Here is a 19,299-nt window from a genome sequence, read left to right on the forward strand (position 1 = left end):
CTCGCGATGAGGGCCTGACAGGCAACATTTCTGTGACTGTCAGACCGCTATCGCGAGCAGGCTCACTCCTACAGGGGTACTGCGTTTTAGCGTTTACTTAGTGAAACAATACCGCCGTTTTCTGCAGGGTCACCCACACACCCCACGCCAACGGAATACCGACAGCCAGCCACGCAGCGATAGCCAATGGCTTGCTGCCCGGTGCAGCTTTCCACTCCAGAACGGTGCTCGCATCAGCACCTTTGTCATGACCCAGTGCCTGTTCGGCAGCCAGTTCGGCGTCGGTCATGAAGTACTTGTCGGCCACCGGGCGCACCAGCAGGTTGCACAGGAAGCCCAACACCAGCAGGCCTGCCAGGATGTACAGGGTGATGTCGTAAGCGGCGGCGCGTTCAACGCCGATGCTCAGTTGATACTCACGCAGGTAGTTCACCAGCACCGGGCCGAGCACGCCAGCCGCAGCCCAGGCAGTCAGCAGACGACCGTGAATCGCACCGACCATCTGCGTGCCGAACAAGTCAGCCAGATATGCCGGAACAGTCGCAAAACCACCGCCGTACATCGACAGAATGATGCAGAACGCCGCCACGAACAGCGCAACGTTGCCCAAGTGGCCGAGGTTCGGGATCAATGCGTACAGGGCAAAACCCAGCGCAAAGAACACGAAGTAGGTGTTTTTACGACCCAGATAGTCCGAGAACGAAGCCCAGAAGAACCGGCCACCGATGTTGAACAGGCTCAGCAAACCAGTGAAACCGGCAGCAATCGCGGCAATCGAAGCCAGTTGCCCGGCATCCAGTTGACCGAACGGCACATCAACACCGAGCAACTTGCCACCGAACACTTCCTGCAACAGTGGCGAAGCCATGCCGAGGATGCCGATACCCGCCGATACGTTCAGGCACAGCACCAGCCACACCAGACGGAATTGCGGAGTTTTCCAAGCCACATTCACGTGCACGTGACGATGAGTGATCATCGAGTTCGACGCTTTCTTCGCCGGTGCAGTCCAGCCTTCAGGCTTCCAGCCGGTAGGCGGCACGCGGTAGGCCAGGGCGCCACCGATCATGAACACAAAGTAGATTGCAGCCATGGCCACAAAGCTTTGCCACACGCCGACACCTTCAGGCGAGGCGAAGTGACTCATCAGCGCCGTCGCCAACGGCGCACCGACCATCGCGCCACCACCGAAGCCCATGATCGCCATGCCGGTCGCCATGCCGCGCTTGTCCGGGAACCACTTGATCAGGGTCGACACCGGCGAGATGTAGCCCAGACCCAGACCGATACCACCGATCACGCCGGAGCCGATCCACATCAGCCAGATCTGGTGGGTATAAATCCCCAGCGCCGAGATCAGCAGACCGCCACACCAGCACAATGCCGATACAACACCAGCCTTGCGCGGCCCTGCGTGTTCAAGCCAGCCACCCCAGATCGCGGCCGAGCAGCCGAGAAAGATGAAGAACAGGGTGTAGATCCAGCCGAGCATCGAGATCGGCCAGTCGCATTGCGAAGAGAAGACTTGTGCGATGAAGCTCATGTCCGGCGCGCAGGCTACCGGTTTGGTGACGCCCAGCGCCTTGGACAGTGGCAACCAGAACACCGAAAAGCCGTAGGCCATGCCGATGCACAGGTGGATGGCCAGAGCGGCCGGTGGAACCAGCCAACGGTTGAAACCGGGCTTGGCGATGATGCGCTCCTTGGACAGGAACGCAGGCTGGTCGGCGCGAAGGCCGTCCGCCGTGATGCTCGTGCTCATTGTGTATCCCCCAATTATTAGAATGGTTCGCCAGCCACTGTTCACCCTTGGCCTTATGCACGCAGGCATGACCTTTTTTTGGGTGAAGCTCCTTGAAGGCGCGACGTTAAGTCGCAGAAGGACGGACGAACCGGCGAAGGTTACCATTTGCACGTGACAGAAAAACCAAACTGATATCACCTTTTTTCGTGTCATCTGATCTCCTCCTCTGAAGAAGCAAGGAAACGCCGGGATCTTTTGAACCGGTTTTTTCAAAATCAGAAGATCGTCTCGCCGAGAGACGGGTGAACCAAACGCAGAAAATGGCGTCGCAAGCGAGGCCAGGACTATGCCTGCTAGCGCCTGCGGGGCAACTTGAGATTCAGGCGCTGGCCGCGAAGTTTCAGGTGCTGCTGACGATAACGGCAACATGACGCCACACCGGACCGGGCCGTTGCAGCGCTATACTCCCCGGCTAAATTACGAATTCGACTAAATTACAAGGACTCGCCCATGAAAGCGTTCGGCAAAATCCTGGGTCTGGTACTTCTCGGGCTGTTGCTGATCATTGTGGCGGCAGGCTTTGCCCTGACCCACCTCTTCGATCCCAACGATTACAAAGACGAGATCCGCCAGATAGCCCGCGACAAGGCCCACATCGAGCTGACGCTCAATGGCGATATCGGCTGGAGCCTGTTCCCGTGGCTCGGCCTGGAACTGCACGAGGCCAGCGTTGCCACCCTGGCCAAGCCTGCCGAACCTTTTGCCGATTTGCAGATGCTCGGCCTGTCCGTGCGCGTGCTGCCGCTGTTGCGCCGCGAAGTGCAGATGAGTGACGTACGTGTCGAAGGTCTGAATCTGCGCCTGAACCGCGACAAGAATGGCCACGGCAACTGGGAAGACATCGGCAAGGTGCCTGTAGCGGCTGGTTCCACGCCACCCGCCACCCCAAGCCAACCGGCCAGCGACACCCCGGTAGCGGTGGAAAAACCGGCCCAGCCGATCCGCCTCGACATCGACAGCCTGACCGTCAACAACGCCCGCGTTGAGTACAACGACGAACTCACCGGCAAGCAGTTCAGCGCCGAGAGCATCCAATTGAGCACCGGCCCGGTGCACGATTCGACCAACATTCCGATCAAGGCCACCGCCTTCCTAGGCACCAATCAGCCGGTATTGCGGGTGCGTACCGAACTCAGCGGCGAACTGCGCTTCGAGCGCGCCCTGCAACGCTACAAGTTCGAAGACATGAAGCTCTCCGGCGAAGTAGCCGGTGATCCGCTGCAAGGCAAGACCATGACTTTCTCCGCCCAGGGCCAGTTGCTGCTGGATAAAGCGGCGAACGTCGCCGAATGGACTGGCATCAAGATCTCCGCCAATCAGTTGCGCGCCTTGGGTGAACTGAAGGCTAACGATCTCGACAAGACTCCGCAGATCACTGGCGGCATCTCGATCGCCCAGTTTGATCTAGCGAAATTCGTCGACAGCATCGGCCAGAAACTGCCAGCCATGGCCGAGGGCAGCCTGAGCAAGGTCGAACTGGTCAGCCGCGTTGCCGCCACGCCGACCAGCGTCGCTTTCGACAACATCAACCTGAAACTCGACGACAGCAGCTTCAGCGGCCGCATCGCCGTCGAAGACTTCGCCAAACAATCGCTGCGGGCGATCCTCAAGGCCGACACCTTCGACGTCGACCGCTACCTGCCGCCGAAATCGGAAAAAGCTACCAGCGCCACGCAAGTGCGTCAGGCCGAAGTCGCCAGCACCGAAGCTGATGCCTTGGCCGGTGCAGGTTCCACGCCGCTGCCGGACAAACCGAGCAAAAGCGCCTGGAGCACCGAGCGCCTGCTGCCGGTTGAGCGTTTGGCCAAACTCGACGTCGACGCCGACCTGACCTTCGGCCAACTGACCCTCGACAAGTTGCCAATCCAGAATGCCGCGCTCAAGGCCACCGGTCAGAGCGGCCTGCTGACCCTGGAGAACCTGCGCGGTGAGTTGTACAACGGCGACTTCGAAGCCAAAGGCACTCTCGACGTGCGCCCAACGGCACCGGTGCTGAACCTGCAAACCCGGATCAACCGCGTGCCGGTGGAAAAAATCCTCGAAAGCCAAGGCAAGACCCCTCCGGTCAAAGGTTTGGTGAACCTCACCAGCAACGTTACCGGCAGCGGCAACAGCCAACAGGCGCTGATCGACTCCCTCAACGGCAACGCCAGTTTCGTGATCAACAACGGCGTGTTGCTCAACGCCAACCTTGAGCAGCAACTGTGCAAAGGCATCGCCACGCTTAATCGTAAAACCCTCAGCGGCGAGCCACGGGGCAAGGACACGCCGTTCCAGGAGCTCAAGGGCAACCTGACGTTCCGCAACGGCATCGCCAGCAACCCGGATCTGAAAGTGCGAATCCCGGGCATGACCGTCAACGGTGACGGCGATATCGATTTGCGCGTGCTGGGCATGGATTACCGCGTCGGCATCATCGTCGAAGGCGACACCAGCGCCATGCCGGACCCGGCCTGCCAGGTCGGCGATAAATTCGTCGGTGTCGAGTGGCCGCTGCGCTGCCGCGGCCCGCTGGAGCTGGGCGCCAAAGCCTGCCGCTTGGATAACGAACGCCTTGGCCAGGTCGCAAGCAAACTCGCCGGCGACAAGTTGAGCGAAAAAATCGACGAAAAACTGGGCGACAAGGTCAGCCCGGAACTGAAAAACGCACTGAAGGGGCTGTTCAAGCGATGAGAGCGGAGCAGTTTTCAGAGGCGGTGCTGGATTGGTTCGACCGCCACGGCCGCCACGACTTGCCTTGGCAGCAGGACATCAACCCGTATCGGGTGTGGGTGTCGGAGATCATGTTGCAGCAGACTCAGGTCAGCACTGTGCTCAATTACTTCGACCGCTTCATGGCCGCGCTGCCAACGGTCGAAGCGCTGGCCGAGGCGCCAGAAGACGAAGTGCTGCACCTGTGGACGGGCCTGGGCTACTACACCCGCGCGCGCAATTTGCAGAAGACCGCGAAAATAGTCGTCAGCCAGTACGGCGGCGAGTTTCCGCGCGATGTAGAAAAGTTAACGGATCTGCCGGGCATCGGCTTGTCCACCGCGGGCGCGATTGCCAGCATCAGCATGGGCCTGCGCGCGCCGATCCTCGACGGCAACGTCAAACGCGTGCTGGCGCGCTTTACCGCGCAAGAGGGCTACCCCGGCGAGCCGAAGGTCGCCAAACAGCTGTGGGCCAACGCAGAGCGCTTTACGCCGCATGATCGGGTCAACGCCTACACCCAGGCGATGATGGATCTCGGCGCTACGCTGTGCACGCGCAGCAAGCCGAGTTGCCTGCTCTGCCCGCTGGAGCGTGGCTGCGAGGCGCACATGCTCGGCCTGGAAACACGCTACCCGATTCCCAAACCGCGCAAGGCTATCCCGCAGAAACGCACGCTGATGCCGATGCTCGCCAATGGCAACGGCGCGATTCTGCTCTATCGCCGCCCATCGACCGGTCTGTGGGGCGGATTGTGGAGCCTGCCGGAACTTGACGACCTCGACGACTTGCAACATCTCGCCGATCAGCACTCGCTGGCACTGGGCGAGCAGCAGGCGCTGCCGAGCCTCGTCCACACGTTCAGCCATTTCCAGCTGTCCATCGAACCCTGGCTGGTTCAGGTACAGGAGGCCAGCCATCACGTGGCCGAGGCCGACTGGCTCTGGTATAACCTCGCCACCCCGCCGCGCCTGGGCCTCGCCGCCCCGGTCAAAACCTTGCTCGAACGCGCGGCCGCCGTATTGAATGCAGGAGAGTCAGCATGACCCGCACCATCATGTGCCGTAAGTACAAAGAAGAACTGCCCGCTCTGGAGCGCGCTCCTTTCCCGGGCGCAAAAGGTCAGGACATTTTCGACCACGTCTCGGCCCAGGCCTGGGCAGACTGGCAGAAACACCAAACCCTGCTGATCAACGAGAAACGCCTGAACATGATGAACGCCGAAGACCGCAAATATCTTCAGGGCGAAATGGACAAGTACTTCTCCGGCGAGGAATACGCCAAGGCCGAAGGTTACGTTCCGCCTGCGGAGTAACCCCGCAAAATCGGGGGGCGGATCGTAAGCGACGGAATTAATTTAAGAAATTTTAAAAAAGTCGTTGACGAGAATCCGAAAAACCCTTTTAATGCGCCCCGTTGCCCAGATAGCTCAGTCGGTAGAGCAGGGGATTGAAAATCCCCGTGTCGGCGGTTCGATTCCGTCTCTGGGCACCAAATACCGAAAACCCTGAATCGCAAGATTCAGGGTTTTTTTATGCCTGCGATTTAATCCCCCCGCCTTCTCCCCCCTTCTCCCGGTACACCCCAACCCCCGCTGTACTGGAAAAAACCCGAAATCTGTATCTCTCCCCGTGTAGGAAAATTCGCCAGTATTTCTCCAAGCCTTGGCGAGCCAATGACTGGCTCTACTTTGCGCCCCGCAAAACTCTGGGCTCCTGAAGCCCTCAGAGCGCAATACCTGATTTTTTGAATAGATCGGCGTCTACCGCAAGGTCACTTCCCGTCCAGCTAAAAAATCTGAAAACAGACCCAACAGGCGAACTGCATTTACTGCTTTTCAAACATTCCAGGATGAATGCTGGCGCCCCCGTGCGCCCGGCAAAAGAGACGAAACGGACGACGTATGATCAAGCAACTTATCAATGAAGACAGTTATGTGCAGATTGGGGATCTTTGCAGCGCGACGATCCAACTGAAAATCGAAGGACTGAATCCTGCCGGATCGATAAAACTCAAAACCGCGCACGCCCTCGTTACGGATCTGGAAAACCAGGGCCGGATTTCCCATAAAACCCTACTGGTCGAGTCTTCGTCGGGCAATCTGGGGGTCGCGCTGGCCATGGTCTGCGCTGCCAAGGGCTACAAGTTTGTCTGTGTGATCGATCCGAATATCTCTGCGCCGAACAGGAAGCTCATGCAGGCACTGGGTGCCGAGATGATCATGGTTGATCAGCGTGACGAAAACGGCGGTTACCTGAATTCACGTATTCGTTTGATCGAGCAAATGGTCGCGGAAAACCCCGACTACATCTGGCTCAATCAATACAAGAATCCAACCAATCCCTTCGCCCACTATCAAGCGACGGCCAAGTCCATCGCCCGTAAGTTTGCGCACGTGGATTACTTGTTTGTCGGCGCCGGCACGACCGGCACGCTGATGGGCTGCAAGAACTACTTCGCCGAACATCATCCGCACACCAAAGTCATCGCCGTCGATACCGTCGGCTCCGTCACGTTCGGTTTGCCGGGAGGAACGCGACATATTCCGGGGCTCGGCACCAGCCGCCTGCCGGAGATATTCGAGCCGTCCGGTATTCACGACTTCCTGTCTATTCCCGAGGAACAGACGATCAAGGTCTGCCGCTGGCTGGCGCAACGCTACGGCCTGCTCTTCGGCGGCTCCACCGGCACTGTTCTCGCCGGCATCCAGCAGTGGGCGCCGCACATTCGTCCCGACGATGTCGTTGTGGCGATCTCACCGGACATGGGTGAGCGCTACCTCGAAACCATCTATTCCGACGACTGGGTTTCCCAGCGCATCGGCGCAGCAGCGCTGCATCCCCTTTTCCCAGAAATCGCTCTGGCACTTTCGGCGTAATCCCCAATGACCACTCAAACTTCGATTCAACCGTTCCACGTCATTCCCGGTGCAGTCGTGAAGGACATCCTCAACGGACTTCGTCAGGAAGCCATCGAGATCGTCGCGCAGACTTACCTCACCCATGAACGTGGCGAGACCGTTAACCCCGACAGTTACTTCCTGCGTTTTCCGGCGGAGCCGGCGAACCGGATCATTGCCCTGCCGGCGGCGATCGTCGACAGCGAGGGTGATCAATCGGTCTCCGGGATCAAGTGGATTGCCAGCTATCCCGACAACATCAAGTCGGGTATCCCGCGCGCTTCGGCGGTGCTGATCCTCAACGATCCGGTCACCGGTTATCCCTACGCCTTACTGGAAGGTGCGTTGATCAGTGCTGTGCGCACGGCGGCGTCGGCGGTGCTCGGCGCCTGGTGGCTCAATGGCCAAAGTCGCAGCGCGCCAAGGCTGTCGATCATTGGTGGCGGGGTGATCTCGCGCAACATCCTTGAGACGTTCATCGCTGACGATTGGTCTTTCGATAGCGTTGGCATTCACGATCTCAACGCAGAATCAGCTCAAGCGCTGTCGGCATTCGGCAAGCAACTCGGATTACCGGATGTGCAACAGTTGTCGCTGCAGGACGCACTGACCGCCGACATCGTGGTGTTCGCTACCAGCGCCGGCGAGCCCTATGTCAAAGGCAGCGGGACATTCCGCCCAGGGCAGATTGTGTTGAATATCTCGCTGCGTGATATCGGCGCAGAAATCATCGAGGAAAGTTACAACTACTTCGACGACGTGACCCATTGCCTGAAGGCCAATACATCGCCGCATCTGGCCGAGCAAAAGTACGGTCATCGCGAGTTCGTCACCGGCACCGTGGCGCAATTGATTCGCGGCGATCTGCAAGTCGCCACAGACAAACCGCTGATCTATTCGCCGTTCGGCATGGGCATTCTTGATCTGGCGATTGGCCGGATGATCCACGACATCGCGGTCAAGGACGGCTCGGCGGTCGCCATCCCGTCCTTCTTCGGGGAGGAGCGCAGATGGTGAATTCGCCTCTGCACATCGGCCTGGTCGGCTGCGGATCGCGCGGGCTGTCGATTTTCGAACGCCTGTTGAGCCTTGCTGAAGAGCGCCCGGAGCAACACGTCGTGATCGACATCTTCGATCCCAATGTGCTCGGTAGCGGCGCGCACTGGCCAAACCAACCGGACTACCTGCTGCTCAACACCGTTGCCGGTCAGCTCGGGGTATTTCCGGACGCGGCGGCATTCGGCAACCTTGCGGATGCACGGGAACGATCGGGACCGGACTTCCTGACGTGGTGCCGCGCGCAGCGGCTCAAGGTCGATCCGGACAGCGGTTTGCTCGCCGCCAATGGACGCGATGTCGAGCCAGAGGACTTCCTGCCGCGCTACTTGCTCGGCGCTTACCTGGCCGACGCCTTTGCGCGAATCCTCGCCACCGCCCCTCATTGGGTGACGGTGAATCTGCATCAGCACGCCGTGACGGCTGTTGAGCGCAACGAGGGTTCTCAGTACGTTCTGAAAACCGCTTCAGGTGCTGCGGTGACGGTGGATCGGCTGATCCTGACGGTCGGCCACACCGGTCGCCTGCAAACGGCTGATCACCAACGCGTTGAGAACATCTATCCACTGCCCGGCAGCCTCGACACCATCGAGCCCGGCGAGACCGTACTGATCGAAGGGCTGGGGCTGGGCGCAATGGACACCTTGGCGGCCCTCACCTCTGGACGAGGCGGACACTACAAGCGGATGGCCGACGCCAGTCACGCCTATGAACCCTCAGGTCAAGAGCCGGTGATCTTTATCCAGTCACGGGACGGGCTGCCGTTTCGAACCCGTCCCAATGGTCTGATAGAAAATCCCCGCCACCACGCCGTGCTGCTGACGAGTGCGCGCATCGAAGCCTTGCGGGCAAATGCACAACACCGGCAGCTGGATTTCGAGCAGGACATCCTGCCGCTCATGCTGCTTGAGATGCGGGCGGCGGCCGTCGCCGTGGTACTTGGCGAATCAGGGCGGGAGCAGGTGCTGACAAAGCTCAGAGCCGTCAGTGTTGCGGGCAATCCCGGTGTTGTCGCTTGCGAGGCGCTGCTGCGCGATTACGAAGCGACCGGCGGCTCCATCAACCCGCTAGCGCTGATCTGGCACGCACTGCCCGACGACGTGACGCCTTACAACTATCACGCCTGGATCTACGACACGATCGAAGCCGACCTGCACGAATCGCGGCTTGGGCGTGGGGAATCGGCGATCAAAGCGGCCATCGAGGTCTGGCGCGATCTGCGTGACCGACTGCGCGAAGCCGTGGATTTCGACGGGCTGACCGACGCCTCGCATCGCCAGTTCTACGGCCGTTGGCACAAGGCGATCAACCGCCTCGTTGCCGGCCCGCAAAAAGAGCGCCACGCCGACCTGCTCGCCCTGTGTGACGCAGGCCTGCTGACGTTTCTCAAACCCGGCTCACGACCGGTGATAGACAACTTCCGGCGTGTCGCCGGTTATGTCCAGGGCAGTGGCGTGAACAACAGCGACTGCGCGCCGGTGCGTGATCTGGCGCGTCTGGGCCTGATCCGCCCACGGACCAACGAGCCGGGCATCGACGGCATTGATGTCGACGCGGCGTGCCACCCCAAATCGATTTCGGGCGAACCGGTACGCAACATCTGGGTGCTCGGTCCGCTCGCCGAAGGCTCTTGCTACTACAACCACTACGTCACTTCGGCGGGTGCGCCCTCGCGCCTGTTCATGGACGCTCATCGCGCGGCCACTGCAATCCTTGAGGCAGGTACTCCAGCATGAAACTTTTCTACCAGACGCATTCGCCCTACGCCCGCAAAGTACTGGTGCTGGCTCACGAACTCGGAATGGCTTCGAACCTGGAAGTCATCCACCACGAGACCAGCCCGACGTCGCCGAACGCGGTCATCTACAAGGCCAACCCGCCAGGTAAAGTCCCGGTGCTGATGCTGCCCGACGACACGGCGCTGTTCGACTCCATCGTGATTTGTGAATACCTCGACGACCTGAGTGACGGGCCGAAACTCATCCCGGCAAGCGGCCCCGAGCGCTATAAGGCGCTGCGCCTTCAGGCCTTGGCGCAGGGCATGTGCGATGTCGGCATCAAGCTGCGCTGGGAAGTCGAGCGTCGCCCGGAGGCCTTGCGCTACCCGGCCTACGCCGACGGTCAGGCTTTCAAACTCAAAGAGGCTTACCGCTTCATCGAAGAACACGTGGACCTCAATGGCCCGATCACTATCGGCCACGTTGCCCTGGCGACCGCGCTCGACTGGATTGCCTTTCGCCAGCTATCAGACTTTTCCGCTCAAGCACGCCTGACCGAGTGGTATCAGACTTTTTGTGAGCGCGCTTCCATGCGGGCGACCGAGTACAGCGGGCAGACTCACGATTAAGTTAAGGAAAACTGTGTATGAGCTCTCTCTTGTTGCAAATGTCACCCATCGCTCTGGTCATCGCATTGATCCTGATCGTCCGCCGGCCGCCGGTACAAGCCGCGCTGGCGGGTGTGGTGCTGGTGCTGGTGCTGTGGGCACTGGGCGCGGCCGGACCTGTGTCCGCCGCGATTACCTCGGCGATCTTTCAGGACACCACGATCCTGTTTCTCAGCACCGCGTGCGTGATCGTACCGGGGCTGGCCTTCGTCATTCTGGTCGAGCGCGGAGGTGCGCCGCAGGCCATCGGCGCCTGGGTCAAGGAGCTCGGCTGGACGCCACCGGCACAAGTCATCTTCATCGTGCTGGGCCTGGCGCCACTGCTCGAAGCAATGACCGGTTTCGGCGTCTCGCTGATCGCTACCGTGCCCTTGCTCATGGGCCTGTTCACCCGCCAGTCGGGGATGAAAATTGCCTTGGCCGGCATGGTCATCATGCCGTGGGGCACCTTGGGTCTGGCCACTGTGATTGGCGCGTTGCTGGCGCATTTACCGGCGCAAACCCTCGGTAGTCATTCGGCGCTGATCAGCGCGCCGGTGTTCCTCTGCCTGGCCGCCATCGCCATGTGGCAGGGCGGCATCCGCACTGTTACGCCGTGGCTTGGGCTGATCGTGGTGACGGCATTGTTCGTCGCGGTACTGTTTTCCATCAACCTGTGGATCGGCCCGGAAGTTTCCGGTGTGCTGGCCGGTCTCGCCGTGGCCTGCGTGGGTATGGGCATCTCATACGCGCAACGCAAGAAACTGGTGCGTTGGCCGAGCGCGGCATGGCCTTATCTGGCCTTGCTGGGGGTGATCGTGGCGTCGCGCGGGTTGTTTGTGCTGTCGGGCTGGGATGCGCTGTGGATCATCAAGGGCGAGCACGTTTCATGGAAGCCTTTGGCATCCCCGGGCCTGGCGCTACTGATCGTCACCCTGCTGATGGCCATCAAACAAAGCGCCGCAGCGGGTTTCCCCTGGCGCGCGCTGTTCAATCGGGCGAAGTTTCCGGTCACGACGATTTTCCTGTTCCTGCTGCTTTCTCAGGTGATGGTCAATGCCGGATTCCTCGTCGAGGCGCAGCGCACGCTGCAATCACTGTCGGGGCTTTCCCTGGCGCCAACGATCGCCTTGCTGGCGGGTATCGCCGGTTACGTCACCGGTTCCAACGTCGGCGGCAACACCCTCGTCATGCCGTCCATTGCCGCCCTGACCAGCGAACACGGCGCGTGGCTGGCCGCAATGGTCAACAGTGCCGCCGGACATGGTGCGCTGGGATCACTGTCGATTCTGTCGCTGATCACCGGACTGGCAGGCGCCAATCGGCATGAAGAGAACAACCTGATCCGATTCGCCTTCGGCCTGGTCGCCCTCAACATCGTCATAGTTGCTGCAACGGGAGTCGTTTTGCTCTACTTTCTCTGAATTGTTTCGAGAAATAACAGAGAACTTATGGACAGGTTTGATTTACCGGACAAACGCTGGCGGATCGTCAAGGACTGGATTATTCGTCAGATCGAAAGTGGTGATTGGGCAGCCGAAACAAAACTGCCCTCGATCCGCACCCTGGCACGAATGTTTGAAACCAGCATCACCACCGTTCAGCGCGCCTTGGCTGATCTGGAAGCCGATGCCTATGTTTCGACCAAACCCCGAATCGGCTATTTTGTTTCGGCCTCGGGACACGCAAAACCCGCCAGTGGTTTCGATTTCTCAAGCGTCACCGTCAACGTCAATCATGCGGTGGTCGCGATGCTCTCCCAAGCGGCCTCGCGCACCACCGCGTCGTTGAACTCTGCGGTCCTGCACAGCGACCTCACGCCGAATGTGCTCCTCAACAAATGCCTTTCAGTGCTGGCCGGCAAGGCTGACAACTCGCTGACAGGACTCGTCGCGCCACCCGGCCTGCCGGCGCTGCGACGGCGCATCGCCGGGCTGATGCTGACCCGCGGCGTAGTCTGCGGGCCGGACGATATCCTCGTGACCTCGGGCGACACCATTGCCCTGGAACTGGCCCTCGAAGCCGTCGCGCCAAAAGGCGCTACGGTGGCAATCGAAACCCCGACCTATTACGGCATCTTGCAGACCATCGAACGCCTGGGCATGCGCGCCTTGCCGATCCGCACGCACGGCAGACTGGGCCTGGACGTGGATCATCTCGAAGAAGCGCTGAAGCTGAAAAAGGTCGCGGTGATCTTTCTCAACCCAACGCTGCAGAATCCCCGTGGTTTCATCATGCCCGATGAAACCCGCGCACGACTTTCACAGATCGCCCGCGAAGCAGACGTGCCGATTATCGAGGACGACATTTTCTTCGACCTAGTACCGGAAGCAGAGCGCCCGCGCGCCATCAAGAGTTACGACACCAGCGGCCAGACGATCTACTGCTCGTCATTCTCCAAGACCGTCGCGCCCGGTTATCGCGTTGGCTGGTGCCTGGCCGGCAAATACCGCAATGCCATTCTGGCGCAAATGTTTTCGCGCAACCTGGCGGTATCGAGCCTTGCGCAAAACGTTCTCAACGAATTTATCGGGCGCGGCTACATGGAAGAACACTGCGCCAGGCTCCGCTCGCAACTGTCTTCGCTGGCGAGCTTTGTCGAAGCACTGGTGCGCACGGACTTCCCCACGGGAACCGTGTACGTGCCACCGCGCGGAGGCTTCATCCACTGGATCGAACTGCCCGGGCACACCGACATGCCGGCACTGCAACAGTTGGCCACCGAACGCGGTTGCCACGTGGCCGGCAGCGGGATCTTTTTCGCCGACGGCCATGCAACCACAGGCGTGCGCATCTGTCTTGGCACAGCACTGACCCCGGGGGTGATCGAGATCTTGAAGGTGATTGCCGAGTGTGCGCACCTCGCCGGGCGACCGCCAAAAACGCAAGGCCAAGTGACTCAACAACGAGAAGAGCCGGCAGTTTCCTGACCGTACAAGGACGTTCGCAGAATTGCCATGAATCAGAAACGAACCCGCATCCCCCTGCCCCACCCGCCACCGTATCGCCAGAGCCGTGCGACCTTCTGGCTGACCGTGTTCGTTGGCGTGCTGATTGCCTTCGCTATCAGTGCATCGATTTATACGTTGATCGAAAACTGGATCAACGGCTCGATCACCACAACCAACCGCGGCCCGAAGGACACCTATACCCTGGCCCTACAACCACGGCGATTTTGGATAGAGTTCGTGTCGCAGTGCATAGGTACCGTGTTTCTGCTGCTGATTGGCGTGTTCGGGTTGTGGATTTATCGCAAAGTGCAGGCGCCTGCGGAGAAGCCGAAGGGCAAGCGCGCGCGACGCTAATCAGATCGGGTTGACGTAGTCCACAGGCAGCAGAACGGTGTCCAGCGCGGCGTCTACGGACAGGGATACGACAGTGATCAGGGGGTATGGCAAGCAGTTACTGCCGACACTGGCGAAAGAGCTGACGGCTCATTTCGGGAAGGGCTTTGATGCCTCCAACCTTCGGTATATGCGCCTGTTTTATCAAGCATTTCCAATTCGTGACGCACTGCGTCTCGAATTGAGCTGGACCCACTATCGCCGGTTATTACGGGTCGAAAACGACAAGGCACGCCAGTGGTACATGGATGAATGCGCGACCCTCAATCTCAGTGAGGGCGACAAGCCGACCGTCGGGATCACTTTGTGCGCGCAGGACAACGAGGCGGTCGCGCGTTACTCGATCTTCAAAGGTAATGAGTAACTGTTCGCCAGCAGCTACAAAACGGTGCTCCCAAGTGTGGAAGAACTGCGGATTGTCCCTTGGGCGTACCGAGATTATTGTTGGCAGCTACCCGCGAAGGTCGAACGCCATGAGTTTTCAGGACACGCCCGAATTGGCAGATGTGCAGCAAACGTCGTCATCGGCAGCGCAGTTAGAAGGTGAACCCATCAAGGAAACAGCCGCCGACGGTTTTGTCCTTGGCGGTTTCACCTGGCGGCATACCCTGCCCGATGTCCAGCGCCCGGTGGTGATCATCAACGCGGCCACGTCGGTACGCTGTCGTCATTACTCGCGGTTCGCCGCTTATCTGTTTGCCAATGGTTTCGATGTGATGACCTACGACTACCGTGGCATCGGCGAATCGCGTCCCGGCTCAATGAAAGGGTTGCACGCTTCGTGGACAGACTGGGGCGCACTGGATTTCGAAGCGATGCTCAAACGCGCACAGCGGGAATGTCCCGGACAGCCCATCGATGTGGTCGGGCATAGTTTTGGTGGCTGCGCGGCAGGCTTGGGCGAGTCAGGAAAGGTTATCCGACGGTTGGTAACGGTCGGCGCGCAGTTCGCCTACTGGCGCGATTACGCACCCGAACAGCGCTGGCGCATGTTCGGCAAATGGCATGTGCTGATGCCGCTGCTGACGCTGGTTTGCGGCTACTTCCCCGGTAAACGTCTCGGCTGGCTGGAAGACACGCCGGCCGGCGTTGTACGCGACTGGAGCACGCCCTCGCCGCGTTATGAAGGGCGGCCAAGCGGCCGGGTGATGCTGGCGAAAACCGGGCATCTGCCCTTCTCAAACCTGCGTGCGCAAACCTTGGCGATCAGCATCAGCGACGATCCCTACGGCACAATTGCGGCCATCGAACGCCTGCTCAATTACTTCAGCAACGCCTCGAAAACCCATCTGCGCATCGAACCGCAGGACATCGGCGAGCAACAAGTCGGACATTTCGCCTTTTTTCGCAGCGCATACCAAGCCACACTATGGCCCATCGCTCTGACCTGGCTGCAAACCGGCGAACTGGCCCCCGACACACCCGGGCGGCAAGTACCGCGCAGCTGAGCCCCTCCAACGCACGACGGAACACATCATGGCCTCCGCCAACAAGCAGCAAAAACGCGCCGTCCGGGCCAAAACCAAGGCCAAGCAGAACCGCACCAAACGCGCCGAAGCACCGGTCGAGCTGGACCCGAACGATGATCGCATCGACTTCGAATCGGTGGACCTGACCGAGCTGTTCAAGAAAATGATCGACGCCGAGAAGATCAGCCAGCAAGCCCTGTGCATCGCGTTCCTCGAAGACCCGCTGCTGGAGTTGGTCTTTGAACAGGAAGGCGAAGAGGGTGCGATGGATTTCATCCTCGCCGCGCTGATCGAGTATCGCCAGTGGTCGCAGGAAACCGACGAGGCCGGCGCGCTGGCGTGGATCGAATCCCCGGCCTTCCAGGCCGACTATGTGGCGGCATCCGATGCGATCGCTGCACAAACCCAACAGAAGAACTGAGTTCCCATGGCATCCCTGAACAAGCAACAGAAACGCGCCAAACGCGCCAAGGCCAAAGCCAAGCAAATCCGTATGGTCGGCCGCAAACCGCTGGATCAGGACGACGACCTCGGCCACCTCGCCGAGCCGATCCCGGAATACACCCTGGCGATGTTCAGCAAAATGCGCGACGCCGAAGCCGTCAGCCGTAACGAGATGCTGCTGACACTGCTGCGTGAACTGGCGTTCATCATCGTCGATCACCCTGAACTGCTGGACATGGAAAACGCCGAAAACGAAGGCATGGCCGCCACCCACCTGGCCGCCGACATGCTGATCGACTACCGCATGTGGGCCGACGGCATGGACATCGAGACCGCCCAGGCCTGGCTGAGCGAACCGCAGTTCATCACTGACTTCGGGATTGCGCTGGATACTTATGGCAAGTCGCAGGAAGAGAAGAGCGAATAAACACCGCTCACAAACAAAAACGGCCGCTCGTCATCACTGACAGCGGCCGTTTTGCATTACGCGTTACGGATCAGTTCAACACCACCGCGCCGCGTTTTTCCAGCTTGCGGCGGCGTGCCACCAGCAGGCCGGTAGCGACTACCAGCAGGCTCAACAGACCGGTGGCGAGGATTTCCACGCGGTGCGCTTCCTGGAACAGCATGATGGTCAGGGCCGCCACGATGAAGATGATCACCGCATAGGTCAGGCCCGGGAACAGCCACATGCTGAAGACGATTTTCTCGCCGCGAGCCATGCGCTGTTTGCGCATACGCAGTTGCGAGAACGCGATCACCAGGTACACCAGCAATGCGATGGCGCCGGAACTGGCGAGCAGGAATTCGAACACCGCAGCCGGCGCCACGTAGTTGGCGAATGTGCACAGGAACGCAGCACCAGTGGACAACATCACCGCCCAGTAAGGCGTACCGCTTTTGTTGACCCGAGTCGACATGGCTGGGGCGTCACCGCGTTTGCCAAGAGAAAACAGCATGCGCGACGAAGTGTAGAGCGCCGAGTTAAGGCAACTGGTTACCGCGACCAGCACCACGATGTCGACGATCATCTTGGCGTTCGGGATGCCCATGCGCTCAAGCACGGTCTGGTAAGAACCGAGGTTGGCCAGGGTAGGATCGTTCCACGGCACCAGGGCCACAACGATGAAGATCGACACGAGGTAGAACAGGCCGATCCGCCAGATAACCGAGTTGGTGGCCTTGGAGATTTGCTTGCCCGGGTTCTTCGATTCCGCAGCCGCGATGGTCACGATCTCGGTACCCATGAACGAGAACATCGTGGTCAGGATCGCGCCCAGCACTGCACCCATGCCGTTTGGCAGGAAGCCGCCGCTGTCGAACAGGTGCGAAACGCCGCTGACCTGGCTGTTTGGCAGGTAACCGAAGATTGCTGCCAGACCGAGAATGATGAAGCCGATGATCGCCAACACTTTGATCAGGGCGAACCAGAATTCGAACTCGCCGTAATTCTTCACGCTGAACAGGTTGGTCACGGTCAGCAACATCGTGATGATCAGAGCAAACGCCCAGATGCCCACATCGGGGAACCACGCGTGCAGGATGGTCGCGGCGGCGTTGGCTTCCAGCGGAATCACCAATACCCAGAACCACCAGTACAGCCAGCCGATGGTGAAGCCGGCCCAATGGCCGATGGCACGGTCAGCGTAGGTCGAGAACGAGCCGGTGTCCGGCGAGGCAACCGCCATTTCGCCGAGCATGCGCATGACCAAAACCACGAGGGTACCGGCGGCCGCATAGGCCAACAGCACGGCAGGGCCGGCGGCAGCGATGGCGTGGCCGGAGCCAACGAACAGACCTGCGCCGATAACACCGGCGATCGACAGCATGGTCACATGACGCGGTTTGAGCCCCTGTTCGAGGCCATTGGAGCTTGGGGTACTGCTCATCGAAACTACCTTTGCAAGGAAAGCGATTGCGTCCGGCCCGTCTGGTTTTTCCTTCTTCGTAAAAAGAATCCAACGGGGCGTTCCTTATTCTGCACGCAATATTTGCGCCAAAATGTTTCAAACTCTTCTGGGCTGGGGCTTTGCGCGCGACCGGACAGTCATCGCAAGTCATTGGATTTAATGGCAATCCGCCAGAGCGTTACCCAGCGACTCACTTTCCAAACGAAACAGCGCACCAGAAACACACTGAAAAAGTGTGGGATGCACAATAAAAGGGCGAATCGGGAACGTTCGGCCGGATAGCGCTTCCAACACCCCGCCAAAGCTGGCAACATCGCGCCTTTTTTTACGCGACACCCACGGGTTTGCACGTTCAAACAGCCGTTCGGTTGTTGATGGGGCGACAGTCTGCTGCGCCGATGCGACAACCTGCCACACGCCATCCGTTTACCGCTCGTAGCGCTGTTGGCTGCCATTGAAACGCTATGCTAGCTTGGCCGCCTCGCCAGGAAGGCCAACCAACAGCAGGAGCGCAACATATATGAGGAACGCACATGGCTGAGGCCACGCCCGCGCTTGAAATCCGCAACTTGCACAAACGCTACGGACAGCTTGAGGTGCTCAAAGGCATCTCGCTGACCGCCCGCGACGGCGATGTGATCTCGATCCTGGGTTCCTCCGGTTCCGGCAAGTCGACGTTCCTGCGTTGCATCAACCTCTTGGAAAACCCGCACCAGGGCCAGATTCTGGTCGCCGGTGAAGAACTCAAGCTCAAAGCCACCAAGAATGGCGAACTGGTTGCTGCCGACGGCAAGCAGATCAATCGCCTGCGCTCCGAGATTGGTTTTGTATTTCAAAACTTTAATCTGTGGCCGCATATGAGCGTGCTCGACAACATCATCGAAGCCCCGCGCCGCGTGCTCGGCCAGAGCAAAGCCGAGGCCATCGAAGTCGCCGAAGCGCTGCTGGCCAAGGTCGGCATCGCTGACAAGCGCCATGCTTACCCGGCGCAATTGTCCGGCGGTCAGCAGCAACGCGCGGCCATCGCCCGCACGCTGGCGATGCAACCGAAGGTGATTCTGTTCGACGAGCCCACCTCCGCCCTTGACCCGGAAATGGTTCAGGAAGTACTTAGTGTCATCCGCGCATTGGCCGAAGAAGGCCGCACCATGCTGCTCGTGACCCACGAAATGGGCTTCGCCCGTCAGGTCTCCAGCGAAGTGGTGTTCCTTCACCAGGGCTTGGTAGAAGAGCAAGGATCGCCACAGCAGGTGTTCGAAAACCCGCTTTCGGCGCGCTGCAAACAATTCATGTCCAGCAACCGCTAACGGAGCAACA

16 protein-coding genes, 1 tRNA gene and 1 pseudogene are annotated in these 19,299 nt (G+C 59.8%); 16 read left to right on the forward strand and 2 right to left on the reverse strand.

From position 1 onward, the window contains the following. Window positions 1–97: 97 nt before the first annotated feature. Window positions 98–1,762: an OFA family MFS transporter gene (locus IAI51_RS13185; RefSeq protein WP_187678881.1), complete on the reverse strand. Its 1,665-nt coding sequence runs from the start codon at window positions 1,760–1,762 to the stop codon at window positions 98–100. A gap of 492 nt (window positions 1,763–2,254) precedes the next feature. On the opposite strand from IAI51_RS13185, the gene IAI51_RS13190 reads away from it, so the two are divergent. From IAI51_RS13190 to IAI51_RS13255, 15 genes and pseudogenes are all read left to right on the forward strand, one after another. Beyond that, complete coding sequence (locus tag IAI51_RS13190) at window positions 2,255–4,477, forward strand: AsmA family protein (RefSeq protein ID WP_187678882.1); 2,223 nt, start codon at window positions 2,255–2,257, stop codon at window positions 4,475–4,477. Next, complete coding sequence (gene mutY, locus IAI51_RS13195; RefSeq protein WP_187678883.1) at window positions 4,474–5,541, forward strand: A/G-specific adenine glycosylase; 1,068 nt, start codon at window positions 4,474–4,476, stop codon at window positions 5,539–5,541. Before IAI51_RS13190 ends, mutY begins: the two co-directional genes overlap by 4 nt. Continuing rightward, window positions 5,538–5,810, forward strand: coding sequence for an oxidative damage protection protein (locus IAI51_RS13200; protein WP_187678884.1), 273 nt, complete (start codon window positions 5,538–5,540; stop codon window positions 5,808–5,810). Before mutY ends, IAI51_RS13200 begins: the two co-directional genes overlap by 4 nt. Before the next feature lie 103 nt (window positions 5,811–5,913). After that, window positions 5,914–5,989 (forward strand) — tRNA-Phe (locus IAI51_RS13205). Window positions 5,990–6,398: 409 nt separating this feature from the next. Then, window positions 6,399–7,373, forward strand: a complete 975-nt coding sequence (sbnA, locus tag IAI51_RS28255) for a 2,3-diaminopropionate biosynthesis protein SbnA (RefSeq protein WP_410458002.1) — start codon at window positions 6,399–6,401, stop codon at window positions 7,371–7,373. A gap of 6 nt (window positions 7,374–7,379) precedes the next feature. Beyond that, window positions 7,380–8,411 (forward strand): 2,3-diaminopropionate biosynthesis protein SbnB, encoded by a 1,032-nt coding sequence (gene sbnB, locus IAI51_RS28260; RefSeq protein WP_410458003.1) that lies wholly within the window; start codon window positions 7,380–7,382, stop codon window positions 8,409–8,411. Then, window positions 8,405–10,186: an FAD/NAD(P)-binding protein gene (locus IAI51_RS13215; protein WP_187678885.1), complete on the forward strand. Its 1,782-nt coding sequence runs from the start codon at window positions 8,405–8,407 to the stop codon at window positions 10,184–10,186. Before sbnB ends, IAI51_RS13215 begins: the two co-directional genes overlap by 7 nt. Further along, window positions 10,183–10,797: a glutathione S-transferase family protein gene (locus IAI51_RS13220; protein ID WP_187678886.1), complete on the forward strand. Its 615-nt coding sequence runs from the start codon at window positions 10,183–10,185 to the stop codon at window positions 10,795–10,797. Before IAI51_RS13215 ends, IAI51_RS13220 begins: the two co-directional genes overlap by 4 nt. 17 nt (window positions 10,798–10,814) lie before the next feature. Next, window positions 10,815–12,239 carry an L-lactate permease gene (locus tag IAI51_RS13225; protein ID WP_187678887.1) on the forward strand — a complete coding sequence of 475 codons (1,425 nt, stop codon included), beginning with the start codon at window positions 10,815–10,817 and terminating at the stop codon, window positions 12,237–12,239. A gap of 27 nt (window positions 12,240–12,266) precedes the next feature. After that, on the forward strand, window positions 12,267–13,745 hold the full coding sequence (locus tag IAI51_RS13230) for a PLP-dependent aminotransferase family protein (RefSeq protein WP_187678888.1): 1,479 nt from the start codon (window positions 12,267–12,269) through the stop codon (window positions 13,743–13,745). Window positions 13,746–13,772: 27 nt separating this feature from the next. Next, window positions 13,773–14,120, forward strand: a complete 348-nt coding sequence (locus IAI51_RS13235; protein WP_187678889.1) for a hypothetical protein — start codon at window positions 13,773–13,775, stop codon at window positions 14,118–14,120. Window positions 14,121–14,205: 85 nt separating this feature from the next. After that, window positions 14,206–14,433, forward strand: a pseudogene (locus IAI51_RS13240) (DUF1016 N-terminal domain-containing protein); the annotation flags it as partial. Between the two features lie 199 nt (window positions 14,434–14,632). Beyond that, entirely contained in the window at window positions 14,633–15,607 is a 975-nt protein-coding gene (locus IAI51_RS13245; protein ID WP_187678891.1) for an alpha/beta fold hydrolase, read from the forward strand. A 28-nt stretch (window positions 15,608–15,635) separates the two neighbouring features. Further along, complete coding sequence (locus IAI51_RS13250; protein WP_187678892.1) at window positions 15,636–16,049, forward strand: hypothetical protein; 414 nt, start codon at window positions 15,636–15,638, stop codon at window positions 16,047–16,049. Between the two features lie 6 nt (window positions 16,050–16,055). After that, entirely contained in the window at window positions 16,056–16,499 is a 444-nt protein-coding gene (locus tag IAI51_RS13255) for a hypothetical protein (RefSeq protein WP_187678893.1), read from the forward strand. A gap of 70 nt (window positions 16,500–16,569) precedes the next feature. Here IAI51_RS13255 and gabP read toward each other — a convergent pair whose 3' ends face one another. After that, complete coding sequence (gene gabP, locus IAI51_RS13260; protein WP_187678894.1) at window positions 16,570–17,961, reverse strand: GABA permease; 1,392 nt, start codon at window positions 17,959–17,961, stop codon at window positions 16,570–16,572. A 554-nt stretch (window positions 17,962–18,515) separates the two neighbouring features. On the opposite strand from gabP, the gene IAI51_RS13265 reads away from it, so the two are divergent. After that, a complete protein-coding gene (locus tag IAI51_RS13265; RefSeq protein ID WP_187678895.1) occupies window positions 18,516–19,289 on the forward strand; it encodes an ABC transporter ATP-binding protein in 774 nt (257 codons plus the stop codon). Window positions 19,290–19,299 lie beyond the last annotated feature (10 nt).

It is taken from the genome of Pseudomonas sp. N40(2020) (assembly GCF_014472415.1).
Lineage (GTDB): Bacteria > Pseudomonadota > Gammaproteobacteria > Pseudomonadales > Pseudomonadaceae > Aquipseudomonas.

What these genes read in the sequence shown, in the direction of transcription:
- IAI51_RS13185 (WP_187678881.1), bottom strand. Translation starts at nt 1,762, where the DNA reads ATGAGCACGAGCATCACGGCGGACGGCCTTCGCGCCGACCAGCCTGCG.
- IAI51_RS13190 (WP_187678882.1), top strand. Translation starts at nt 2,255, where the DNA reads ATGAAAGCGTTCGGCAAAATCCTGGGTCTGGTACTTCTCGGGCTGTTG.
- mutY (WP_187678883.1), top strand. Translation starts at nt 4,474, where the DNA reads ATGAGAGCGGAGCAGTTTTCAGAGGCGGTGCTGGATTGGTTCGACCGC.
- IAI51_RS13200 (WP_187678884.1), top strand. Translation starts at nt 5,538, where the DNA reads ATGACCCGCACCATCATGTGCCGTAAGTACAAAGAAGAACTGCCCGCT.
- sbnA (WP_410458002.1), top strand. Translation starts at nt 6,399, where the DNA reads ATGATCAAGCAACTTATCAATGAAGACAGTTATGTGCAGATTGGGGAT.
- sbnB (WP_410458003.1), top strand. Translation starts at nt 7,380, where the DNA reads ATGACCACTCAAACTTCGATTCAACCGTTCCACGTCATTCCCGGTGCA.
- IAI51_RS13215 (WP_187678885.1), top strand. Translation starts at nt 8,405, where the DNA reads ATGGTGAATTCGCCTCTGCACATCGGCCTGGTCGGCTGCGGATCGCGC.
- IAI51_RS13220 (WP_187678886.1), top strand. Translation starts at nt 10,183, where the DNA reads ATGAAACTTTTCTACCAGACGCATTCGCCCTACGCCCGCAAAGTACTG.
- IAI51_RS13225 (WP_187678887.1), top strand. Translation starts at nt 10,815, where the DNA reads ATGAGCTCTCTCTTGTTGCAAATGTCACCCATCGCTCTGGTCATCGCA.
- IAI51_RS13230 (WP_187678888.1), top strand. Translation starts at nt 12,267, where the DNA reads ATGGACAGGTTTGATTTACCGGACAAACGCTGGCGGATCGTCAAGGAC.
- IAI51_RS13235 (WP_187678889.1), top strand. Translation starts at nt 13,773, where the DNA reads ATGAATCAGAAACGAACCCGCATCCCCCTGCCCCACCCGCCACCGTAT.
- IAI51_RS13245 (WP_187678891.1), top strand. Translation starts at nt 14,633, where the DNA reads ATGAGTTTTCAGGACACGCCCGAATTGGCAGATGTGCAGCAAACGTCG.
- IAI51_RS13250 (WP_187678892.1), top strand. Translation starts at nt 15,636, where the DNA reads ATGGCCTCCGCCAACAAGCAGCAAAAACGCGCCGTCCGGGCCAAAACC.
- IAI51_RS13255 (WP_187678893.1), top strand. Translation starts at nt 16,056, where the DNA reads ATGGCATCCCTGAACAAGCAACAGAAACGCGCCAAACGCGCCAAGGCC.
- gabP (WP_187678894.1), bottom strand. Translation starts at nt 17,961, where the DNA reads ATGAGCAGTACCCCAAGCTCCAATGGCCTCGAACAGGGGCTCAAACCG.
- IAI51_RS13265 (WP_187678895.1), top strand. Translation starts at nt 18,516, where the DNA reads ATGGCTGAGGCCACGCCCGCGCTTGAAATCCGCAACTTGCACAAACGC.